Genomic DNA, 23,969 nt, shown 5'->3' with positions numbered 1-23,969 from the left:
CAATAAACCCTGACAACCACCACAATGAAGCTTGCTTTAAAGAGTGTTGAGATGCTATCCAGTGAGCGATTAAGAAGGGGATACACTCAAAAATTAGCTGTAAATTTACTGTTAGATAAGTACCTGGTGAATCAATTCTCAGGGAAAGATAACGAATATGGCTTTCAAGTAGTATCGCAGCGATTAATGGTAGTAAAGCAACCATGCTTTTTGTGTTTTTAGTTGATGATAAATAGCTAATAGCTGCCAGCAAAATCTACTCCGTTCATTTTTTATTTTTGCAACTTTACATTGTTGTTTTTTCGAACATTTATATATTACCCTAATTTCTAAATAATGTGGAAACTGAGGGCGTAACATACTGATAAAGGGTTACTAATAGATTTAGCTTAACGTTTTTATTGCTTTATTCATCCACATTTTGATGAAAGTTCTTTTTTTGATGACGAAAGCAGAATATTTGCTTTCATCATCAAACTTGACTCATTGATCATTATTTCATAGTAGCGAGCTTTGCCATTCCTTAATCTAGATTTGTGCTAATTAAGGAGCCAATAAATGCTAACACTTGAACATATTTCGAAAACATACCCTGATGGAACTCAAGCACTTAACGATATAACCATTGAGTTACCCAGCGGCATGGTAGGTTTATTGGGGCCAAATGGCGCTGGTAAGTCTAGTTTGATGAGAACCCTTGCATGCCTGCAAACTATTAATTCTGGCCGTATACAGTTTAGTGGCTTAGATATATTAAAAGACCCTGAAAAGTTACGTAAGCAACTTGGTTATCTACCACAACAATTTGGTGTTTACCCACATATAGGGTGTAGAGCACTACTTGAACACATAGCCATATTAAAAGGGCTTGAAATTAAAAAGACAAAGCAACAGATTGATGACCTGCTTACTGCGTTAAACTTAACTCAACATGCAAATAAAAGAGTCAGTCACTTTTCTGGGGGAATGAAACAACGCTTTGGTATTGCTCAAGCATTGTTGGGTGATCCTAGATTAATTATTTTAGATGAGCCTACAGCAGGGCTTGATCCGGCTGAGCGAGAGAGCCTCAATAACTTATTAGTATCAATGAGTAAGAATCGACTGATCTTGCTTTCAACACACATTGTGGAAGACATAGAAAACCAATGTCACTTTGTGGCGATGATTAAAGGAGGTCAACTGATACAAAGTGGCCATATCGATACCTTAGTAAGTCACCTCAAAGGTAAAGTATGGACATTAAAAACTTTGCCAAACGAACTGCCCAAAGGTGCTTTAGTACTGAGCCAAAGTTATCGATATGGCAGGCCTGTCTTTCGAGTTTATGCCGCAGAACGCCCAACTATAGGAGCTGTTTTGGCGACAGAATCATTACAAGATAAGTACTTCTTTGAACTAAAATCTCAAAGAGGCGAATTATGTTAATAATTAATGAGTTAAAGTATCTTTTTCGTCAACCAATAGTTTGGGTGTGCTTGCTTATTGCGCCAAGTTTTGCATTTTCACTTTCTTCAGGGCTTGCAACAAGTAATGTTGACCCGTTACAGCAGTATCAATTGCATTTAGTGTCATTACAAATGATGCAATTGGTTTTATTGGTTGGAGCATTATCGCCAGCAATTTTCTTACGTGATCACCTCTTTCATATGGACGAAATTATTGCTGTTGCATCAGTAAGTTCAAGACAAAAAAACTATGTTCGAATAGGTGGTTTTGTAAGTCTATTAATGATGGTTTTATTAAGCAGTACGTTGGTTATGAGTTACGTACATTATCAAAATAATGGTTTTAGTTGGCAAATATTTGATTATACAATTTTTTATAGTGGTTTTGTTTTACTCATAAACTGTTTTTTACTTATTGCTTTGGCGTTTTGGCTTTGTCAAAAGTTTCGTAGTTCAATGTTAGTTTATACCGTTTTTGCAAGCCTTTGGATAGCTTATTTGTTTGTTGCGAGTATAACGGGTAATCCAATTTTAGCAGGTAGTAATGTACTTAACGAAACGTTTTATCAGTTATTCATCTGGTTAGATCCATTTGCCTATACAACGGTAATAGCAAGTTTTAGCGAGTCGCAAAATATTCCTTTTTATATTAATCGTTTTGTTTGTTTTAGTCTGGCATTGGTTATTTTTACTTTCGCTGTTGGTTTGTACCCCCAAGCACATGCACGGGCAAAAAAAGCGGAGGAAAGGCATCTTGAGTCCGATTTTAGGCCTAACACTCACTATCAAACGGTAAAGCCTACATTTCGTCAAAGCTCGATTCTATTTGAGCTATATAAAGCTGCAATTTTAAATATCTTAAAACAACCAATAACAATCATTCTATTATTTTTATGGCTAGGGTTGGTGTTTAATAGTGTTGCATCCTCCTCTCAGTATGCAGAGCCAATGAGTGTTATAAAAGCAACTAGCATTGATGCTGTTAATCAATATGCCTTTGATATGTATATATTGCTCGGGTGTTTACTGAGCGCTCTATGGAGTTGGCAACTTAGTTGTAATGCTAGGCACTATAAAGTAGCAGAGATAATTGCGGCAGCGCCTATTAAGACCGCTTCAATTTTACATAGCCAATTATTGGCAATAATGAGTTTGGTGTTTGTTTATTCGTTAATTGGCTTAGTTGGCGCATCTCTAGCTGAACTTTTTATTGGCAGTGACTTTGACTTCTATCAACATATTTATATTTTAGCTTTAATGGGGCTGCCGCTGGCTATTATTGCTTCAGTATTTGTATGTATTTTCAATTTAATGCGCTCAGAGCTCGTTGCATCTTTAGTGGTTTTTGCCATTTTGTTACTTAAATTTACTCCAGTAATGACTTATTTAGGGCTAACACACACGTTTTGGAGTGTAGCTTGGACACCATTGCAGCCGGCTAATGAATTTTGGGGCTATCGCGCAAGTTTAAGTAGTTACTGGCCTTATATTCGCGCATGGCTAGTGTTATTACTTAGTGTTGTGCTTGTTAGTCAGGCTTTTAATCATCGTGGTACAGGGTTGGGCCGCAGGGCTTTTAAAAGTAAAGATGCTTGGCTGTTAACACCTGCAGTTTTAGCTATCAGTTTATTTTGGCAGCTGCATGCTAATTTAATTTCAGAAAAGCCACTAAGTAACTCTCATAAACGAGAAAGATTTAAAGCAAACTATGAAAGAATGTTTACTGGTTGGAAACATAAAGCTCAGCCAAAAGTGAGTCATATCGATGCAGAAATAGATTTCTACCCCTATAAGCAATCAGCCGAATTCAACTTAACCTACTCATTTACTAACCCTCACACAAAACCAATAAAACAGGTATTAATAGGTCGCGCAGGCTTTTATCAATGGGCAGATATTAAGATAGAAGGAGCTGAGCAAGTCGCGTTTTATCCATCAATGAATCAAGCTATTTACGAGTTTAAACCTGCACTCAAGCCATTCGAAACAAGGCAACTTAAAACACAATTTGAAGTTAAGCAAGCCAAATTATGGCCCACACAAGGGCATCAAATCATTACGCCTGAATTTAGTTATATTCGTTCTGTTCCACTTTTACCGACGCTTGGATATCAAAGAAACTATGAGCTAGGTGATGAGAAGTTAAGATTAGATTATGGCCTTCCACTCTATGTTAAAACACCACCTTCAAAGCTTTTTAATACTACATACCAAGTACCGGATAGCTATGAACGTATTACTATGAAAAGCAAGGTTACCACCGCAGTAGGTTATCAGGTCGTTTCACAAGGTAAAAATACAGAGCATATTATTGAAGGACAAAGAGCCGTTTTTAAATTTCAGACGACAGTGCCAATTAACCACTTACCTGCTTGGATGTCGTTTCCATTTGGAGCAACTGAGTTAATTTATGAGGGGGTGAAGTTACAGGTTTTTACTAAATCAAGTGCAACAGAAACTGTTCAAGATGCTGTAAAAGTTAACTTACAAGCTATGAGTGATACGCTTTCTTGGTTTAAGAGTAATCTTAATGCGTACAAAGGTTCAAAGCTCAGTTTGATTGACTCAACAGGTTTTGGTGGGACTGGGTATGCATTACCTGAAATTATTTTGATTGATAATAAAGTCGGTTTTAGAGCAAAACCAAGTGAGGGAGCAGGTTTTGATCAACGTTATCGACGTGCAGTACATGAAACGGCTCATCAATGGTTTGGTCATGATATTGGCAATAGTGTTCCTGAAGATAGCGCTTTTTTGATTGAATCATTAGCTAAATATATAGAGCTTGTGGTGATTGAAAAGCGTTACGGAAAAAAGGCTGTCGATGCATTAGTCAAATATGAAACTCAACGATATCAACAAGCTTCTAGGCTAGATATTTCGACAAAGCAAGCATTGGTAGATTCATCAAAAAGTTACGATCAGTATTCCAAAGCCACTCTTGTATTTGCAAAGCTTAGGAATGAATTTGGGGATGCAGTGATTGTGACAGCTTTAAAATCAGTATGGCAAAAATACGCATTTCCTAATCGACCTGCAACGTCAATGGATTTTATTAGAGCTTTACAAGAACAGCTTAATGAACAAGATAAAGACTTAATTAATAAACTTTTTTTGGAAGTATAAAAACAAAAAAGCCACAGGTTTTAAAACACTGTGGCTTGGGTATTGATTGCATAACAACCAAGGGAGTTAGGTGAGTTTAAAACTCATAGCTAATACTTAAGCGTGTAGTACGAGGCATAATATATCGTCCATTCGGTGCGTCAGCATTACGAGGATCACCTTCAGTGATACCTTGCTCGTCAGTTAAGTTATCAACCGCTAACTGCACTTTAATACCTTCCATAGGTTCAACAATTAAACCAATGTCTACTTTTTCGTAACCTTCTAAAACAACCGTATTTTCGTTGTCGCCGAAGCGATCATCAACCGCTGAGATTGTGCCGTATAAGGTGGCATACATGTCGCTTACTTCAAAGTCATAGCTTGGTGTTACACGTACTTGCCATTTTGGCTGACGTTGGCTTTCGTTGCCTTCGTTGCTCGGGCTTTCTGTTATCTCGGTTTCTTGAAGCGTTGAGTTTAAGTTAACTGAGAAACCAGATTCGTGGTTGTAGTTATAATCAAGCTCAATACCGTATGCTTCGTTTGTTAAGATTTCAGCGGGTACACCAGGGCGGCGAACAAAGGTGTCACCTTTTACTTCATTAGTGAATAAAGTTGCGTAGAAATCGGTGCTATCGGTAAGTAACTTATAACCAAACTCGGCTTGTGTTACTTCTTTAATTAACTTTTCGCCACCTTCGTATGCACCAAAGTTATCACGAAAATCATCGAAGTAAGGCATTTTATAACCGCGGTTTACACGAGCAAATACACCCATGTCATCGTTAATTGAGTAGTTAATACCTGTTGTCCACGATGTTTTACTTTCGTCATATTGAACTGACTTGTCGATTACGCCATCAAGACCTTCATCAACTGAGTATTCAACTTCGTGGCTTTCAAAACGAACACCCGCATCAAGTGTAAAGTCATCGTTGAATTTATACTGAGCGGTTGTATAAAACGCATTGGTGCGTGCATCACCTGTCGAATTGATATCGTAGTTAAAACCACAACCCTCAACACTTGCATTACACTCGATGCCGTCTAGCATTTCGCCGCCTGCTTCAAGTACGTGATACGCAGTGTTACCTAAGCTCCACCAGTCATTTGCTGATGTGCTTGCTGTGTAATAACCAAATGCTAGTGATAAGTTATCTAGCTTTTTAGCGAATGCTAAATCATTTGTGAATGCGCTAATTTCTTTTAAAACCACCCAACGGCCAAGTTGTTGAACCGCAGTGCCTGCATCGTATTCTGTGCCAGTTACTGCACCTGTTGCTGTTTCACCGTTATCAGCCACTGCACCAACCGTTGTTGCAGAGCCTGCCGGTACTAAGCCGTAAGTGTTTGCATCACCCTTGGTGATGTTGAAGCGATCTGTGAAGCTCCAACCGTTATCGAATTCAAGCTTAATGCTACCGCCTGAAACATGACCTTTCCAACCACGGCCTTCACCTAAATCGATTTGTTGCTCATCATTATTTGCGCCTGTGTAAATTATCGCTTGGCGATTTAAAGTACCCAGTTGCGTGTAGCTTGCATCAACACCATCAACATTTAGTGGCGTAGGTAAGTACCAAGCACCGTGGTCGTCTGTTTGACGGGTGTATAAATTAATGGTGCCGTTTTCTAATTCTTTAGTGATATTAATTGTGAACTGGCTGCCTTTTTCTGATGTAAAACCAGCATCACGAATACCTGGAGAGCTTTTAACATAACCTCCCACCATGAAATATAAATCATCAGAAATCTCACCACTAACCATAGCGTCAAGGCGTTGTAAGTCATAATCTGAGGTTGTGTATTTGAATACACCTTCGGTATCTTCACTACCACGCTTAAGGCGGAAGTTAGTTGTTAAACCAGGTTGGCCATTTGAAACAACAGGGTTTGGACCACCACGTAATGCTTCCATTGTTTCAATGGTTTCGTCTAAACGGAATAACGACGAGTTTTCTAAAAATGACAAAGTAGGCGCAGGGTAAATTGGCGAACCTTCAAGGCTTAAGGTTAAAAATGGTGCATCACCACCGCCAGGAAAACCACGTACAAATACGTTAGCACCAGATTCACCACCCGAGCTTTCTACCCACACACCCGGTACGGCTTTGAATAAATCAGCAGTACTTTTTGGCGATAATTTAACAATTTGATCTGCATCGATATTGGTAACGGCATAGCCTGCATCAATTTTACGTACGCCAATACCCGCTGGCGTACCAGATACAATAATTCGTTCAACTTTTTCTTTAGCTGGTTGCTCAGTTTGCTCTTCAGCCATAACTGTCTGGCCACTCAAAGCTAGCAAAATTGCAGAGGCTAGCGCACTGCGTGTGTATGTAGTTGTCATTGTGTGTTCCCATTTTTTATGTTGTTAAAAGCAATGTATTAGCGAATATTTTGAATTGTTAACACCTTGCTTTTATAAACCATAGAGATTTATGCAAACGTTTGCAATTTGTTTTTTCAGTTTTTTGTCCTTTTTTTACTCACAGAATGAGTTTGCCTGTTTATGCTTACTGAAAAAATATTATGCTTAATGGCGCAGCGATTTAGACAAAATGGTGGTATATTGCCAGCCTATGTTTTAAAGGAAGGCAGTGTTTCAGTTTCATGAACGATAGAAAATTAAAGTTAGCCGATCTTGCTAAGTTAGCCGGTGTTTCTACGTCGACAGTATCCCGTGCGCTCAATGATAACCCATTGATAAAAAAGGAAACTCGCGACAAGCTCCAACAGTTGGCAAAAAAACATAACTTTAGTTTAAACACTGCTGCTAGCCGCCTTCGAACCCAAAAAACCAATGTTGTTGCGGTTATTATTAACCTTGATGGTGATACAGAGCAGTCTATTAATGATCCTTTCTTACTTAAAATTGTCGGTGAAATAAATTTAGCGTTAAACAAATTTGGCTTAGAGTTATTACTTTCTAACTCATTTATGGCCAGTGATGATTGGGCTAATTACTTTATCAATAGCCGCCGCGCAGATGGCATTATTGTGGTCGGCCAAGGTAAAAGCCAAGCAAATATTGAAGCTGCAGCGAATGCTGGTGTTCCTTTAGTTGTGTGGGGCGATCCAAAAACACCCAGCAGTTACCCAATTGTTGGCAGCGATAATTATTTAGGCGGTCGCCTAGCGACTGAGCACTTATTGAAAAATGGCGCTAAAAACATTTTGTTTTTAGGCGACCCTGGGCATGCTGAAATTAGTGAAAGGCATTGTGGTTATTTAGATGCCATTTCTGCAGCAAAAGCGACACCTCACGTACTCTCTATCGATATCACCAGTAGCGCTGCTTACAAAGGAATTAACCAATTATTGGTAGAAAAAGGGCTTTGTTTTGATGGCATTATGGCATGTAGTGATATGGTGGCTTTCGGTGCGATGAAAGCCCTGAAAGAGCGTTACATTAGCATTCCAAATGACGTTGCCCTTGTGGGCTTTGATGATATTGCTATGGCGGATATCAGTCATCCTTCGTTGTCGAGTATCAAGCAAAACACTCAACGTGCCTCAGTCATTCTTGTTGAAAAGTTGTTAGCTCAGTTAGCAGGGCAGTCGGTAGAGTCTCAAGTTGTTGAAATAGAACTAGTAAATAGGCAATCTAGTCAGCGCTAAACCTATTGAATGTTAGCGACATGTGTAATTTTAAATGCAAACGTTTGCATTTTATTTTTCGCTAAACTAGACTGAGTAAAAATAATCATAGGTTGAAGTGAATGAATCCTATAAGAATAACCATCGCGCTGGCATGCAGCTATTTTGTCTTTGCTTTAATGCTCAATAGTGTAGGCACTGTTATTTTACAAGCAATAAATAGCTTAGATGTAAGCAAAACACAGGCGTCTGTTCTTGAAGGATTTAAGGATTTAAGTATTGCTATTGTGTCATTTTTAGTGGCGTCATTTATTCCTCGCTTGGGCTATAAAATTGCCATGCTCGGTGCTTTATTACTGGTTGCAATTATGTGCTTAGTTGTACCGAGCATTGCTGAGTTTTGGGTATTAAAAGCACTATTTGCCGCAATTGGTTGCAGCTTTGCTGTGATGAAAATCTCTGTTTACTCTGTCATTGGTCAAGTGACTGATAATGCAAATAAGCACTCTGCTTTATTAAACACTATAGAAGGAGTGTTTATGCTAGGGGTGTTATCGGGCTATTGGATTTTTGCGTTATTTATAGATGCTGATAACCCGCAAAGTAGTCACTGGCTGAATGTATATTACTTGCTTGCAGTGATTGTTGCTGTAGCGTTTGTTTCAGTCATTGCGGCTCCAATAAAATCACCAGAACTAAAAACAAATCAGCAATCTCAGCTGCATGACTTTATTGATATGCTAAAGCTGGCCTATCAACCATTGGTGCTCATTTTCGTTGTAAGTGCATTTATGTATGTACTTATAGAGCAGGGAGTAGGCACTTGGTTACCTACTTTTAATAATCAAGTTTTAAAATTACCCGTAGATGTAAGTATTCAACTTGCTAGCTTGTTTGCTGCGGCACTGGCGCTGGGCCGTTTAGTGGCAGGGCAAGTACTTAGGTTTATTAGTTGGTTTAGTTTATTAATGGGCTGTTTGGTCGCTATGGGTGTACTTGTAGTGTTGGTGCTGCCTTTAACTCATGATGTTGATGGTAGCCAAGTGAAAAGTGTTTTTGATGTGCCTTTTGCTGCATATATGTTGCCGTTGATTGGCTTTTTTATGGCACCGATTTACCCATTACTTAATTCTGTGATGCTTAGTTCTTTAGCGAAATACAAGCACGCCGCTATGACTGGCTTAATCGTCGTTTTCTCTGCATTAGGTGGCACAACGGGCTCAATTATTACGGGCTTTGTATTTGATAAGTTCAGTGGTCAACACGCGTTTTATCTGACATTAGTGCCAATAGCCTTGCTATTAATTACTGTTTCCGTATTTAAAAGAATCACCTTACAGCCACAGTATTTAGAAGCATCAAACGTAAAATAAGGGATTATCATGAATTTCGTTAATAGCCAACTATTTAAAGACGTACAGTTAGCAGAAGTGTTTGCTGATTCAAAAATGTTTGCCGATGCAGTGCCAAAATTGTCTTGGCAAAGTGCGTGCGAGTTATATCAACTTGTTGGGCCTTTAAAAGGCGATGAACTACGAGAATTTGTGATGTCGAATTTTATATTTGCTGATCAATCTATTCCTAGTGCCACATTAGATTCCACATCAGTTAAGCAATATATTCTTGATTTATGGCCACACCTACATAGAAATGCCGATACTGATTTAGCAAGTTCACTTATGCCACTGCAATTTGATTACATTGTACCAGGTGGCCGTTTTCAGGAAATTTATTACTGGGACAGTTACTTTACAGCACTTGGTTTAGAAGATATTGAAGACTTAGCAACTATTGAAGCAATGGTAAATAACTTTATTGACCTGCAAAAGCGTAATGGCTGTATTCCGAATGGTAACCGTGTTTATTATAGCTCACGCTCACAGCCTCCTGTTTTAGCGTTGATGTTAGCGATGCTGTGGGATGCTAAATATAAATTTGAGGCTGATTTAACTTGGCTGGCAAACGCTGTAAAAGCACTTGAAGCAGAGTATCAATTTTGGATGACTGGCTGTAACGACCTTAGCATTGAAACGCCTGCCATTAGGCGTGTTGTTAAAATGCCTAATAAGGCTATTTTAAACCGCTACTGGGATAGTGCGGCAACACCTCGTCCAGAGTCATTAAAAGAAGATTTACATGACGCTGAAGGGCTAACAACTGAGCAGCAGCAAAGCTATTTCCAGCATATTCGTGCTGCATGCGAGTCTGGCTGGGATTTTAGTAGCCGTTGGCTACGCGATCATAGTGACCTAAAAAGTATTGAAACAACCAATCTCATACCGATTGATTTAAATAGCTTATTGTATAATGCAGAACACACTTTAGCTCGCTTCTACCGTTTACTTGGTGCAGAGCAACAGAGTCAGTCCTTTGCTGAGCTGGCTACGCTTCGCCTAGATACTATCAATACCTATTGTTGGAATTCTGAGGCAGGTGTTTACCGTGATTACAACATTCGACTCAATCAGCAAAGCAGCGTTGATTCAATGGCAATGGCCGTTCCTTTGTTTGTTGGTGCTGCATCTGTACAACAAGCCCAGCAAGTAAAACAAAAGCTGATGAGTGAGTTTTTAAAACCAGGTGGTTTAGTTACAACATTATGTAGTACTCCACAACAATGGGATAGCCCTAATGGCTGGGCGCCGCTGCAATGGTTTGCTGTAAAAGGTTTAACTGATTATGGTTTTGTCAGCGAAGCACAAGCGATTATGAAAAATTGGTTGAGCATGATTGAAATGCGTTTTGCAGAGGATAAATGCCTGCTTGAAAAGTACAATGTGTGTGAATTAGTCAGCCGTGCAGGTGGTGGTGAGTACACAGTGCAACAGGGGTTTGGTTGGACAAATGGCGTAACATCACGTTTTTATAAACTACTTGATGACAACCTTTGAGCTGTTTGTTCAGATCACGATTTGAAATTTATAGTAAGTGTGTCTGAAGGCATACTTACTATTAGATAAAATTTTTGATTTATTTCGTTCATTGAGACTGTTTTGTATATTTATTCATAAAGTACAATGGAATACATAGTATTAATAGTCCCAGCCATTGCCATAATGGAGCAAAAACAAACACCAACGCTGATTGTGCGTCATGAGAAAAATAAATTGAACCTAAGGTCACAATACCAAATAAGACACAAATGATAGTGACAATAAATGAGGCAATCTGTGTCATTCTTGTTTTACTGTGTTCAACCATCCACGCCATTAACAGGTAAGGTGAAATCCCCCATAGAACGAAGCCAATTGGAAGGCTTTGTGAACTGTCAAAATTATCAATGGTTATGAGTACAGTAATAATTATGGCTAAAACAGTGAGGGAATAAGCGCATTTGGAGAAAGTAATCCATTTCATAAATAAACTTAATTGACTGAATGCTATATGTATTTACCTCTGATGGAGAATTAAGCAGAAAGTTCAATACATGGCCTTTTATTGTTTTGCTTTATTGACCTGCTAGCTCAAACAGAGCGGCAATGATTAAGTTTTCGAGATTTTTACTCGCAGCTACCCCTATGCATCCTTACCACGAGTATTAACCACACACTTAGGAATATATTTACATGCAAAGCGTTGCCGTTTTTGAATTACATGAACGTCTTCAAGTAATACGCTGCAACGAGGGGATGTTGTAAAAGAGTTTTGGGTATAACCCACAGCTACATCATTGTCTTTAGTGAATGTTGAAGCGCTGATTATAAGAGTAGGTGTGTAAATAAATTTCATATAAACCTATTCATAAGTCGTCAAGGCATTTGCATTTTATAGCAGTCTTTATGTGAAGTTTTTTTATTAGGTAATGCTGAGCGCTTTTATTAGTGTAATAGACTTTAACTATTAAATTCACGTGTACTTTAATTTGTATTACAAAATGAAGTTCTCATTAAAACTGTGTATAATTTGCGCCCTTTAAATTATCTATTCACTTGTTGTATTGATGTGGGGTCGTTAGTGAAAGTATTGTTTAAACAGCATGGTGTAATATTTATTCTTCTAAGTATGCTAACAGGGTTAATGGGGGCATTCGTTAACCCTTTGATGAGCTTATTTATAGTTGAAGGGCTGCAAACACCGCCCATTTATTTGGGGGTTTATATGGTGTCGGTAACCATTACGGGTTTAGTTATCAGTCAGTGGCTGGGTGGCATGGCTGATAAAGGCACAAGTGCACGTAAGTTATTTATGGCGGCTGTAGCAGGCATGATGTGCGCGTTAGTGACCTTTGCAAATGCCACTGCATTTTGGCAAGTGCTACTCGCAGGTGTGTTATTTCTAGCGATGGGAAATGCGGCAATCCCGCAAATGATGACGGTTGCACGACAATGGGCTGGACGTCAACAGAATATAGACATTACCAGCTTTAATTCGCGTTTACGTGCTGCTATCTCATTTGCTTGGGTGGGAGGCCCTCCGCTGGGCTATATGTTAGCTGCAGGGGGGAAGTTTAGTCACTCGTTTTACTTCGCTGCATTTTGCGCTTTGATTGCGCTAATCTTTGCATTTAAGTTTATTCCTGACTACAGCGCTAAAAAATCGCAAAACGGCTCAGAGCCTGCAGCCGCAGCGAGTTTATCATTTTGGTTGTTAGGCTTATCGATAATGCTTGGTTCAACGGGTAATATTATGTATTCATCGGCACTGCCACTTTATAGCATTACTGAACTTGGGTTTGCTGAACATACCCCAGGACTGTTTATGGGGGTCGTGGCACTGTTAGAAATTCCTATCATGCTGTATGGAACAAAGCTAGCTAAAAAATACAGTAAAGTCTCGATGCTTGCGGTGGCATTTTGTTGTGCCATTGTATTTTATTTAGGAGTGTTTTTTGCCACTCAAGTGTGGCATTTAATCGCGCTGCAAGTATTGAACGGCCTGTTTTACGGTATTTTTGCAGGCATTGGCTTAACCGTATTACAAGATCAGCTTCCTGAGCGAATAGGGTTTACCTCAGCGTTTTACACGAACGCCATTAAACTTGGTGTTATGTGCGGGGCAGGGGCAACAGGCGTTATTGCACAGTTTTATAGTTTTAGATTCGCCACTCTTGGCTCTATGCTAGGGCGTTGTTTCCTAAAAGTTTGAACTATCTTGCCAGCCTGTGATCAGATCATCTATATCCTACTAGCCCGTGCAACAACAATGAGCAAAATCACAAACTGGTCTCACTATAATCAAGCCCTCGTTAACCGCGGTAATATTCGCTTCTGGTTTGACGAAAAAGCAACGCGTCATTGGTATAACGAATGTACTCACGGTGGGCGTGGCCGCTCTAATCATTTCTCTGATCTTGCTATTGAAACTTGCTTAACACTCAAAGCTGTCTTTGGCTTGTCGTTCAGGGCACTACAAGGGTTCACACAATCGGTATTATCTTTGATGAAGCTTCCGCTTGAAGCCCCAACCTACAGTTGTCTGTGTAAGCGCAGTGCTGAGTTGAATATTAAATTTCGCAGTAAAGTCCGCACCACTGGATTTGTAGATATTGTAGTTGATAGCACAGGACTTAAGGTGTTTGGCGAAGGTGAATGGCATGCACAGAAGCACCACGTAAAGGCAAGAAAAAAGTGGCGAAAACTGCACCTTGCGGTGGATGCCAACACGCATGATATTGTGGGGGCGCAAATGACGCTCAGTAACGTCACCGACGGCGAGACCCTCCAAGATTTGATAAGACCATTACGCCGGCGTATAGATAGAGTGAGCGCTGATGGTGCTTATGATAGCCGCCGCTGCTATGCAGAAATTACTGAAAAAGGCGCGATACCTGCTATCCCGCCGAGAGAGAATGCACGGCTGTGGACTGATAAGCATCCACGCAATGAGGCTGTCATGTTGTGCAATAAGTTAGGAATCGCACAATGGAAAAAGCTCAGTGGATATCATGTGCGCTCATTAGCAGAAACAGCGATGTACCGTTTTAAACAGTTGATGGGGGCTAAGCTAAATGCGCGTGATTACAATCGCCAGCTGGTTGAAGCGATGATCAAAGTGAAGGCGCTAAATAAGATCAACACCCTTGGTCTGCCTAAATATCAGTAAGTTAAGTGAGTTTGTTAGAGAGCTGTATTTGATCAACAAGGCCCTATGCTAGCTGCAAGTTTAGCCCTTGGATGCTTAATGTTGTTTAGCTATGTGAAGCGCCAAGAACAACAAAGTGCTGTAATGCCGGTGCTGCAAGAAGGTTTAGTTGAGTAACTTGCTTAAATAGATCAAAAAACCGAGCATCTGAGCTCGGTTTTATTATTTTTGTAATTAGCCGTTAGCGATTTGATCAAGTATATGCATGACACGCTCACTTGCTGCTTCCATTTTATTAATGTGATTAATAGCTGCGTCTTTATTGCCTGTTTGTAGCATCACTAACGCTTCAACACCATTACGGTGCACTTCACGGTGTGGCTCTTCTAATTGACGATAAGCATTGAGCTGTTTAAAGCCATTTGATTGTTCGGAGTTATACCATTTACCTAGTCTACACATGGTATGATCTGAAAAGTCATCAATCGACTTGTTACTTGTACCATTGGCAACCGCATATACTTCACCTTTCCATACAATATGGTCTAGTTTTACAGTTTGCACAAATGAGCGAGTAGCGGCATTAATAATAGTTTCTTTCATTGAATTGCAGTGATTCATGATCGAACTATAGTCGTTGTTCAAGGTATCAAAGCTTGTTGAAAGCTGGGTGTTATTTTGCTGAATATCTTCAACCGAGGTGACAGTTTCACCCGTTTTGTTAATGATTTCTTTTACTAAATCAGACACTTCTTGTGCTGATTTATTCGTGTTGGTAGCAAGCGTACGTACTTCATCAGCAACAACACTAAAGCCACGACCAGCCTCACCAGCACGAGCTGCTTCAATGGCGGCGTTAAGCGCGAGTAAGTTGGTTTGATCTGAAATTTTTGAAATGGTTGATACAAAGGTATTGATGCTATCGGCCATATCAGACAAGCCAGTAATGTTGCTGGTCATGCTCCCCATTTTGCCTGCCATACTAGCCATTTCACTGACGATATGCTGCAGCGCATTATTTGAGTCATTTAATAGTTGACTGATCTGTAAAGTGACTTGGCTTTCTTCTTCAATAACAAGGTATGAGTCGAGAACAGTTTGGCGTACGCCCTCAATTTGCGTGATACATTCAATCGAACTATTCAATAAATTAGCAAGGAACAGTTGATCTGCATCATCAGCATGATGATGTAATTGAGCTTCTAAGCGCTCGTTTTCATCACGCAGAACGTGATTGTCGGCTTTGAGTGCCTCAACTTCAGCTAATAGCGCGTTGTATTGATCTTGGAGTAAAGAGTGGCTTTTGCGTGAGACAAACATGCATGTTCCTAATTCAAATGGTTAAACCAATTCGCAATAATACTTAATCATTTTAAGGGATTAATACTTGTGGCGCACGTTGATTATAGAACAAAGTGATAATTTATTATCTGTTTTTTTACTAGAAAGGGAGTAATTACGACTATTTGCTCAATTGAGGCTGGAAAGTTGGTTATTAAAGCTGAAAAAGCCCAGTAAAAACTGGGCTAAAACAAGGGAGTTTAGTGATTAATAAAAAGAATATTTTAAAGTAAGTGACGTTGTACGGCCGTTAATAGTACGGGCACGGATAATGTCGTTATCTGGTACTGAGCCTTCTTCTGCTTCTGTGATACCTATGGTGTCAAACAGGTTGTTCACATTAAGCGATAGGCTTAAGTTTTCAGACAAGTTGTAACTTACAAAGCCATTTACTTGTGTGTAGCCATCGAACTGAAGATCATTACTATCTTGTGCGTAAGCATCTGTTGTACCAATAAAGCTCAGACCCGCTGCACCTTTGTCAAAGTTGTAAGTGGCCATTAGTGAGTAGATAAGGTCAGCTTGACGACGTGGTGTATTACCTACTAACTCCGGCGATAACGCATCTTTAGCGATTTCTGCATCTGTCCATGTAAAGTTACCACGGAAATCCCAATCGCCTACGTAGTAAGTTGATTCAACCTCAATACCTTTGGCTTCATATTCGCGGTCAAAGAATTTTTGCGATGTGGCTTCGAAGTTTTGTTCTTCAGTTTCTGCATAGAATGCTGTTGCAAATACTGATAGTGAATCAAAACGTTTTTTCACACCGAATTCGTATTGATTTACTTCATCAATCGCATCGGCTTCAGCAACTGAACCATCCGCTTCTACTTTACCGAATAGTAAGCGATCTGCATTTGCACGGCCGCCTTTACTAATACGAGCAAATGTCGCAAAGCTTGGATCAATTTGGTAATTAGCACCAATTGAGTATGAGCTGTAGTGCCAGTCATAGTTAACAATGCTTGGGTTTGCGTTATCTATACCAACTACACTTTGCTCCGGAATTGAGATTGTACCGTCGCTATTCATATCAACAGTTGATGTTACGGCGCCTGCGTAGTTACCACGCGCTTCACCTGAATCGTAACGAGCACTTGCATCAATGCTTAAGTCACCAAATTTAGTTGCTAAGTTAATGTAAGGTGCACGTGTTTCGTACTCTGTATCATAGTTGCGTTGACAGCAGTTACCCCAATAAGGAGTGCCATAGGCATATAAGCCATTATCAGAATAGCTATCACCATTAGCAGCGTACACATCGAGTAATGCTGCGTTATCGCCTTTTAGCTCCATAACATATGAGTTCCAAAGCCATGACATATCAATTGATTGGCTTGATGCAAAGTAACCAAAGGTCATGCTTGTGTCATCAGAAAACGATTTAGTTAACTTAAGGTCGTTAACTATTGAACCCATGTCGTTTAGTGTTACATCAAATGTGTGGATGCGCATTGCTAAATCGTCATCGCCATAAGCTTGGCCTGCTGAGCCACCATTTGCATAAACAAGTGATGCGCCATCACCAGCAATGCTAGAGGCAATTGAGCTTGCACTTGCTACTTCAGCTGGAATAAGAGAAATAAAATTACCGCTTACAGATGATGTTCTAAAACGGTTTTCGATGCGCCAGTCGTTATCTAAATCAAAAGCAGCTTCAAAGCCAACAGATGTAACAACCGGATTCATACCATCAGTCATGTCACCAGTGCTAATTTGATTATCACCATTTAAACGCAGTGTTTGTGTGAAAAGTGCTGAATGTGGCGTATCTGATTGTGCATCAAAACCAGGGATTGAATCGCCATTTGAGTACATAGGCATAGGTAGGTAACCTACACTTTTATCATCAAGGTGCTTAAAGTAAACACGCACATAGCCGGCATCAAATTCTTTAGTAAGGTTCGCCTTAATCTGGCCCCCTTTATTTGATGTATATCCAGTTTCACGCGGGCCTTCGCCTTGGCGAACAAAACCACCTATGTGATAACGCACACTGTCGTTAAGATAAGTACCATACTCAAAGTCTGTGCGAATTGAGTCATAATCAAGGCCTACAGTGGTTGATACACTGCCAGACTCGTTCTCACCGGTTTTAGAAATAAAGTTGATGATACCGCCTGGTGCATCACTTGCCGCTGTAGATGCTGAGCCACCACGGATTGATTCAACACTTTGTACTGTTGAATCTAAGCGCATGAAGATATCTGCGTTACCAAAAGCAATATCGCCAAACTGCATCACAGGTAAGCCGTCTTCTTGTAGTTGTAAGAATTTGGCACCACCCGATGCAACTGGTAAGCCACGTACTGCGATGTTGGCGTTACCTTCACCGCCAGTTGATTCTGAACGTACACCCGGGATTGTTCTGAATGCTTCTGCGGTAGAGCGTGGTGTTGATACTTCAATTTCAGCTAATGTAACACTGCTAACTGAAGAACTTGATGCCATAATTGTCGTACGGCGCGGTACACCTGTTACAACAATCGTTTCAAGGCCGCTTTTTTTAGCCTCTGGTTGTGCTTGCTCTTCAGCGTGTAAGTTTTGACTTACTGCTAATGCAAGCGCGCTTAATGTATAAAGGGCATGTTTGTGTGTTGTCATAATGTGCCTCGTCTCAATCCCAGATGGTTTGTTGTCTAAATTGTTATCTTAATCGATTAAGTAAAGATAACAATAATTTTACATAATGCAAGTTTTTTAGCGAAAAATTTGCACAATTTATGTTCGATAATTGATTTTTAAGAGTTTTATTTAGTGGCTTAGCGCGCTGTGCTGCGCTAATGCTTGCTCAGCAGGGTCACGTAAATAGTTATATAGCATGGCTAAAAACAATAAACATGCGAAACCTGTTGCGAGATAAAAGCCGTAACGAATGTGACCAAAGTAGTCACTGATCACACCCATTAATAACGGCCCCGCTGCAGCCGAAAGGGCGGTAAAAAACAAAATAACCCCAGCGACCGCACCGTGTTGCTGAACCGCAAAGCAAGAAATACCTTTCGAGTTTAAAGTTGGGTAGATCATCGACATAAACAGCCCCGATAATGGTAATAAGAATACCGCCCAATCAACGCCACCAAAAATTAAGCCTAAATAACAAAGAGCAATGCCTAAGCTTAGATACAGCATTGCCGCTTGCCAACTTAAATGATTTAACAGCCATACCGCTAAGAAACGCCCTGCAGCACGTAAAATGAAAAATAGGGTTAGCGCATATGTTGCCAGTAATTGCCATGGGCCGTTGTAATCACTAAGTAAAGTGGGCATCCATACATATATAGCCACTTCGGTCGCAACATAAAGAGCAATTGCTAAGGAAAAGCCAAGTGCATAGGGGTTTTTCATCATACTCATTGTGGTTGCAAGTGATGCTGGTTTAGCATGCTTTTCAAGCTTTTTAGGTTTAGGGTATTCTGCACGCCAAGCGATTAAGGTCAAAATTAAGCATAAGACCCCAGCGATGACATAAAGATAAGTCCAGCTTACCTGTTGGGTGATTAAAAAGCTGACAAGTGCAGGGCCTACAATGGCTCCAACACCAAAGAAGCCTTCGACCAAGTTCATTGTTTTTGTATGCTCTAAATTGTTTTTAGAGATGTCACCTAGTAACGCCAATGCGCCGGTTTTGAACAAGCCAATAGCAAGGCCAATGCAGCTAAGTAGCACTACAAATATACTAAAACTGCTGCTAACGGCAAATAAGAAACAACTTATTGTAAATAAGCCTAGTCCCAGCATTATGGTTTGCTTGCGACCAAAACTATCAGCCAAAAAACCTAAAAATAGGCCGCTAAAGGCAATTAATGCCATTGGTGCATAATGAAAGGCACTGGCCTGAGTCATGCTTAAGTTAAATTCATTGATAAGCTCTGGAATGATCATACCAACCGCATCAGATGTCATAGCAAACATAAAAAACATCATGTATGTCAGCCATCTAATGGTTTGCAAAGGATCGTGTGTTCTATTCATTGTTGTATCCCCACCGAAAGGTCTGCACCTTTACTATATATATTAGTGTATAAAAATTGTAAAAACTGCTTGAATAATTTGCTGTCGTGGTTAAAGATATATCTTAATCGATTAAGTTTCAACTTGGTATTAACAATTATGATCAACAATAAAGTGCAATTAATCACCTACGCAGACCGAATTACAGGTCAAGGTATTGATGAATTAAGTAATTTATTAAATGGCCCACTTAACAATGTGTTTGCAGGTGTACATTTGTTGCCATTTTATAACCCGATTGATGGCAGTGATGCTGGCTTTGATCCCATTGATCATAGCGAAGTAGACTCGCGTCTTGGTAGCTGGGACGATATTAAAGTGCTTGGTGCCAACTATGATTTAATGGCTGACTTAATTGTTAACCATGTTTCAGCACAGTCTTTTCAATTTAAAGATGTATTAGCTAAAGGCAAGAAATCTGAGTTTTGGGATTTATTTCTAACCAAAGATGATGTATTCCCAAATGGTATGTCTGAGGCTGAACAACAAGCGATTTATCGTCCGCGTCCTGGTAGCTGCTTTACGCCAATTGCATGCGGCGATGGCCAAACCTATGATTTTTGGACTACATTTACCGATAATCAAATTGATATTAATGTGAAATCAACGGCGGGCATCGAGTACTTAAATACTGTACTTGGCAAATTTGCTGATAATAATGTTAACATTATTCGTTTAGATGCTGCTGGTTACGCTATCAAAGAAGCAGGCACAAACTGCTTTATGCTTGACGAAACATTTGAATATTTAAATAAGCTTTCTGCGCAAGCTAATGAAGCAGGTATGGAAACCATTGCTGAGATTCATAGCCACTTCCAAACTCAGGTTGAAGTCGCAAAGCGTGTAAATATGGTATATGACTTTGCCTTACCACCACTTATTTTACACAGTTTGTTTAGCAATGATGCGCAAGCTCTACTGAACTGGCTAACAATTTCGCCGCGTAACTGTTTAACGGTTCTCGATACCCATGATGGCATTGGTATCATTGATGCGGGCCCTATGGGTGATAAACCGGGCTTATTAAACGCCGCGCAAATTGATAACTTGGTAGAAACCATTCATGAAAAAAGTGAAGGGCAAAGTCGCCTTGCAACTGGTGCAGCTGCAAGTAACGTTGATTTATACCAAGTAAACTGTACATATTACAATGCATTGGGCGCAGATGACTTTGATTACCTACTAGCGCGTGCGATTCAATTCTTTGCACCAGGTATTCCACAAGTTTATTATGGCGGCCTGTTCGCTTGTGAAAATGATATGGAATTACTGGCTCGCACAAATGTTGGCCGTGATATTAATCGCCCATATTTAAATGCACAAGACATTGATGCAGCGCTTGCTAGACCTGTCGTTAAAGGCTTGATTAAACTAATTCAATTGCGTAATGAGCACTCAGCTTTTAATGGTGAATTTATTGCTAAAGGTGAAGGCAGTGTATGTCGTTTAAGCTGGCATGATGATAGCAGCTCAATCGAGTTAAAGGTCGACTTTGCAAGCCGTGAAGTGATGATTCTTGATCAGCGAGATGGCGGGCAAAGCATGACTAATTTAGCTGACTTATTAGCTTAACTGCTTTGACCCAATTGCAGCTGATAGTCGATTTCGGCTGTTTGCTGCTCTTTAGATATAAACAAGGTCGCAGCAATGCGGCCTTTTTCTTCGCTATTTTGATGGACAGTTGTGAGTTTTGGCACAAATCGCTGTCCTTCATCTATACCATCAAAGCCCACAATTCTGACATCCTCAGGAATTGATAACCCCATTTTTAATGCTTCGCGCATTGCGGCAAGGGCGATTAAATCACTCATACACAACAATACATTTGGTCGTGGGGTGCTGCTAAGTGCTTCTTTAGCAGCAATGCTAGCGAAGCGTTCGCTACTTTCTGGAATATTCCATGTTCTATCATCACCAAGGGTGACGCCAGCATCGCTGATTGCTTGGTGATAACCGCGCAGTCGTTGATGAGCGATAGACTGACCAGCCTCAAATTCATGATGTTCGTAAACTCGGCATAAAACGTCGTTATCGAGTAAGCGCAGGCCTAAAATAGCAACCCGATCATCATTATTTTGTAGTGCGTGTTTGGCAATATCAAAGCTGGCTTGTTGGTTGTTTACGTTTACAGAGGCATCGCGACCGATGTTAAAATCGACAGTTACCACATGTTTTGGTACTTGTTTCAATTGTTCAACAAGTTGCTTATTACGTGGGCGACCGTAGCAAATAAAACCATCAACAAAATCAACCACGCTATTTAGGTTATCGTTGTTACCTGAAAATAATAAAAGATTGATGCCGTTTTTTTCGAGTACTGCTGACACACCACGCATAAAGCTACTTGCAACCGGATCTGATACCATATATTCAACACTGTCTGGTAGCACTAGGGCAACAATATTAAAGGTGCCACGACGTAATGATTGCGCCGCTTTATTGGGACCAAAATAGCCTAGCTTTTTACATGCAGCTAAGATCTCTTCACGGCGCGCCTTAGATAATTGATCCGGGCGGTTAAACGCATTTGATACGGTAGCATTTGAAACACCTAACTCTTTGGCGATACTTTTCAGCGTCCAACTTTTTAGCTTTGTCATTATAGCTTCTTAATCGATTTACTTAATTGTAAATTACCATATAAAGAGTCGAAAAAAAGTGTTTTTAGTCATAAAAATTAACGTACCATAAAAGAATGAGTAAGAGAGCAAAAAAAGGCGAGTAGCGAGTGATTTCTAAGTTACCAAAGTGGGTTGAGATTGGGGCATTTATTTTGGCGTTGGTAGCCGGTTGCGTGAATGCAGTTGGGTTACTTAGTTTTGAACATCAAGCTGTATCACATTTATCAGGAACTGCAACTTTGCTTGGCGCAGATCTAATGCATGGCAATAGCCTTGATGCTTTACATTTATTAGGCGTATTACTGTCATTTTTAGTAGGTTCTGGTATTGCAGGGTTTTTACTGCATAGCTCTGCACTTAAATTAGGTCGTCACTACGACACCGCATTATTAATCGAAGCAGGGCTTTTATTAGGCGCACTTTGGCTATTGTTTAATGGCTCTGGTTATGGGCACTTTTTGGCCTCTGCGGCATGTGGATTACAAAACGCATTGGCAACGACCTACAGTGGTGCAATCGTTCGTACCACTCATGTGACAGGGATCTTTACTGATTTAGGTATTATGTTTGGTCGTTTTTTCCGAGGTGAGGAGCTTGATAAGCGTAAGGCTAAGCTATTTGGCCTAATCATCTTCGGCTTTATTTTAGGTGGCTTATCAGGTGCATGGTTATTTGCAAAATTTAGCTTTTCGGCGCTTTATGTACCAAGTATTATATGTATTTTATTGGCATTGACCTATCGGGTTTATACTCGTTGCAATCCTAGGTTTAATGGTTAGCGATACTCTTTGGGGTTGCGCCAAAGGCTTGTTTAAACACACGACTAAAATGGCTCGGGTTATTAAAACCTAATTGATAACAAACCTGACTAATAGCCTCACCTTTTTCGAGCAGTTTGTATGCTTTTTGTAAGCGTAATTGCTGCTGCCAAAGAGCTGGGGTGACACCAAATGCTAGCTTAAATTGCTGATAAAACTTACTGCGGCTCATACACGCTATCTTACATAACACATCAATATCAATATTCTCTGCGAGATGTTGTTCTATATAGCTAATTACATGGCTCATTGGAGTTGCAAGTTTACCTTTCTTACAGCTTGCGATCATTAAATCTCGGCTTTGTTGCTGTAATAGGCGGGTTATTAACTCATTGAGTGATAGATCAATTAAGTAATCACGGTGTTGTTCATTTTCGCTAAACAGGGTAATCATCCGTTCAAGCAGTTGTTGGGTTTGCAGGTTATGCTGTGTATGGACTAGCTTCGTTTGATATTGGAAAAAGTCATCTTGTGTAATTTGCTGATTAAAATTAAGTATATCGACTACTTGGCTTATTTTGTCTGTACTAATTTCAATCGCTAAACAGGTTGTTGGTTGGTTGAGCGAAGCATTTGGAAAATCGATTAATACACCTTGCTCTGGGGCCAGTACAAATGACTGGTTTGGCAAGAACTCTTCATGATAATCACTGTCAGCAACATGCATGATTTTTTTGCCACTTATCATGCCGCAAAATAATAATTCAGTGGAATGCAGCGCTACTTTTTGCGCATCTAAATAGGTGTCGTAAATACTTAATTCTGCATGCTCTCCAGCAAAACTTACTTTATTTTCAATAAGCACATCAATACGTTGCCGTTTCTTATCTAAACTTCTGCTGCTAACTGATGTGTTCATTGTTGCCTCGCTGTCGCCCTAAATTCTGGACAAATAGTCAAAAAGTCTGGACTAGGAATCAAGTGTACTTCTATTAACTAAGCTAACTTCAAAAGCTAGCGGTTCATTAAACAATAACCTACCGCGTAATTTA

General features: G+C 40.0%; 16 protein-coding genes. 9 read left to right on the top strand and 7 right to left on the bottom strand.

Annotated features, from left to right (window positions below):
- The first annotated feature begins 558 nt into the window (after positions 1 to 558).
- Entirely contained in the window at positions 559 to 1,428 is an 870-nt protein-coding gene (locus J8Z25_RS18095; protein ID WP_167657463.1) for an ABC transporter ATP-binding protein, read from the top strand.
- Positions 1,422 to 4,574 (top strand): M1 family aminopeptidase, encoded by a 3,153-nt coding sequence (locus tag J8Z25_RS18090; RefSeq protein ID WP_250662274.1) that lies wholly within the window; start codon positions 1,422 to 1,424, stop codon positions 4,572 to 4,574. Before J8Z25_RS18095 ends, J8Z25_RS18090 begins: the two co-directional genes overlap by 7 nt.
- A 76-nt stretch (positions 4,575 to 4,650) precedes the next feature.
- On the opposite strand, the gene J8Z25_RS18085 is transcribed toward J8Z25_RS18090, so the two are convergent.
- Positions 4,651 to 6,909: a TonB-dependent receptor gene (locus J8Z25_RS18085; RefSeq protein ID WP_130052801.1), complete on the bottom strand. Its 2,259-nt coding sequence runs from the start codon at positions 6,907 to 6,909 to the stop codon at positions 4,651 to 4,653.
- Positions 6,910 to 7,172: 263 nt separating this feature from the next.
- Here J8Z25_RS18085 and J8Z25_RS18080 point away from each other — a divergent pair, with 263 nt between their 5' ends.
- The 3 genes from J8Z25_RS18080 (at position 7,173) to J8Z25_RS18070 (ending at position 11,050) form a co-directional block, all read left to right on the top strand.
- Entirely contained in the window at positions 7,173 to 8,180 is a 1,008-nt protein-coding gene (locus tag J8Z25_RS18080; RefSeq protein ID WP_250662273.1) for a LacI family DNA-binding transcriptional regulator, read from the top strand.
- 101 nt (positions 8,181 to 8,281) lie between these two features.
- Positions 8,282 to 9,532 (top strand): MFS transporter, encoded by a 1,251-nt coding sequence (locus J8Z25_RS18075; protein WP_130052799.1) that lies wholly within the window; start codon positions 8,282 to 8,284, stop codon positions 9,530 to 9,532.
- Positions 9,533 to 9,541: 9 nt separating this feature from the next.
- Positions 9,542 to 11,050 carry a trehalase family glycosidase gene (locus J8Z25_RS18070; RefSeq protein ID WP_250662272.1) on the top strand — a complete coding sequence of 503 codons (1,509 nt, stop codon included), beginning with the start codon at positions 9,542 to 9,544 and terminating at the stop codon, positions 11,048 to 11,050.
- Between the two features lie 625 nt (positions 11,051 to 11,675).
- Here the strand turns inward: J8Z25_RS18070 and J8Z25_RS18065 are convergent.
- Positions 11,676 to 11,888 (bottom strand): catalase, encoded by a 213-nt coding sequence (locus tag J8Z25_RS18065; protein ID WP_167657467.1) that lies wholly within the window; start codon positions 11,886 to 11,888, stop codon positions 11,676 to 11,678.
- Positions 11,889 to 12,113: 225 nt separating this feature from the next.
- Here J8Z25_RS18065 and J8Z25_RS18060 point away from each other — a divergent pair, with 225 nt between their 5' ends.
- Both J8Z25_RS18060 and J8Z25_RS18055 read left to right on the top strand, forming a co-directional pair.
- Entirely contained in the window at positions 12,114 to 13,244 is a 1,131-nt protein-coding gene (locus tag J8Z25_RS18060) for a sugar efflux transporter (RefSeq protein WP_250662271.1), read from the top strand.
- A 57-nt stretch (positions 13,245 to 13,301) separates the two neighbouring features.
- The gene (locus J8Z25_RS18055; RefSeq protein WP_250661049.1) at positions 13,302 to 14,201 is read left to right on the top strand and encodes an IS5 family transposase; all 900 of its coding nucleotides are present in this window, start codon (positions 13,302 to 13,304) and stop codon (positions 14,199 to 14,201) included.
- 213 nt (positions 14,202 to 14,414) lie between these two features.
- Here the strand turns inward: J8Z25_RS18055 and J8Z25_RS18050 are convergent, their stop codons facing one another.
- From J8Z25_RS18050 to J8Z25_RS18040, 3 genes are all read right to left on the bottom strand, one after another.
- A complete protein-coding gene (locus J8Z25_RS18050; protein ID WP_130052796.1) occupies positions 14,415 to 15,500 on the bottom strand; it encodes a methyl-accepting chemotaxis protein in 1,086 nt (361 codons plus the stop codon).
- 228 nt (positions 15,501 to 15,728) lie between these two features.
- On the bottom strand, positions 15,729 to 18,128 hold the full coding sequence (locus J8Z25_RS18045; protein ID WP_130052795.1) for a TonB-dependent siderophore receptor: 2,400 nt from the start codon (positions 18,126 to 18,128) through the stop codon (positions 15,729 to 15,731).
- A 150-nt stretch (positions 18,129 to 18,278) separates the two neighbouring features.
- On the bottom strand, positions 18,279 to 19,499 hold the full coding sequence (locus J8Z25_RS18040; RefSeq protein ID WP_130052794.1) for an MFS transporter: 1,221 nt from the start codon (positions 19,497 to 19,499) through the stop codon (positions 18,279 to 18,281).
- A gap of 138 nt (positions 19,500 to 19,637) precedes the next feature.
- Here J8Z25_RS18040 and gtfA point away from each other — a divergent pair, with 138 nt between their 5' ends.
- The gene (gtfA, locus tag J8Z25_RS18035; RefSeq protein ID WP_250662270.1) at positions 19,638 to 21,110 is read left to right on the top strand and encodes a sucrose phosphorylase; all 1,473 of its coding nucleotides are present in this window, start codon (positions 19,638 to 19,640) and stop codon (positions 21,108 to 21,110) included.
- Here the strand turns inward: gtfA and J8Z25_RS18030 are convergent.
- The gene (locus tag J8Z25_RS18030) at positions 21,107 to 22,138 is read right to left on the bottom strand and encodes a LacI family DNA-binding transcriptional regulator (RefSeq protein ID WP_250662269.1); all 1,032 of its coding nucleotides are present in this window, start codon (positions 22,136 to 22,138) and stop codon (positions 21,107 to 21,109) included. The genes gtfA and J8Z25_RS18030 overlap by 4 nt on opposite strands.
- Positions 22,139 to 22,266: 128 nt before the next feature.
- Here J8Z25_RS18030 and J8Z25_RS18025 point away from each other — a divergent pair, with 128 nt between their 5' ends.
- The gene (locus J8Z25_RS18025) at positions 22,267 to 22,938 is read left to right on the top strand and encodes a YoaK family protein (RefSeq protein WP_130052791.1); all 672 of its coding nucleotides are present in this window, start codon (positions 22,267 to 22,269) and stop codon (positions 22,936 to 22,938) included.
- On the opposite strand, the gene J8Z25_RS18020 is transcribed toward J8Z25_RS18025, so the two are convergent.
- A complete protein-coding gene (locus J8Z25_RS18020) occupies positions 22,928 to 23,836 on the bottom strand; it encodes an AraC family transcriptional regulator (protein ID WP_250662268.1) in 909 nt (302 codons plus the stop codon). The two genes, J8Z25_RS18025 and J8Z25_RS18020, sit on opposite strands and share 11 nt — an antisense overlap.
- Between the last annotated feature and the right edge of the window lie 133 nt (positions 23,837 to 23,969).

This window comes from Pseudoalteromonas sp. SCSIO 43101 (assembly GCF_023650775.1).
Taxonomy (GTDB): Bacteria; Pseudomonadota; Gammaproteobacteria; order Enterobacterales; family Alteromonadaceae; genus Pseudoalteromonas; species Pseudoalteromonas apostichopi.
This window is presented reverse-complemented; position numbering and strand designations above follow the sequence as displayed.